Source organism: Desulfovibrio desulfuricans (assembly GCF_024460775.1).
Taxonomy (GTDB): Bacteria; Desulfobacterota; Desulfovibrionia; order Desulfovibrionales; family Desulfovibrionaceae; genus Desulfovibrio; species Desulfovibrio desulfuricans_E.
Window position 1 is genome coordinate 1 of the sequence record NZ_JANFYZ010000137.1, and the last position, 215, is coordinate 215.

The following is a 215-nucleotide window of genomic DNA, read 5'->3' on the forward strand; positions in this document are numbered from 1 at the left end:
TAAACGTAAGATTATATTCGTCTTCCAAAGTCAATTCCAACTCGTCTGACACTGTTTTATATGCAAAAGCAAGAACACGGAGTCCCTGTCTTGAAAATGCCTGATTTTGTTCTTCGATATTTTTTCTGTCCTGCTCCGTCATCGGACGCACTTCAGAACCGATCTGTATCTGATCCATACGAGTCAGCAACACATCGACCGCACCTTTTACGATC

The 215-nt window shown here is 42.3% G+C and carries 1 protein-coding gene; it reads right to left on the minus strand.

The window, feature by feature from the left end:
- The coding region (locus NE637_RS15685; protein WP_256267850.1) for a hypothetical protein at nucleotides 1-215 on the minus strand (215 nt) is incomplete at both ends.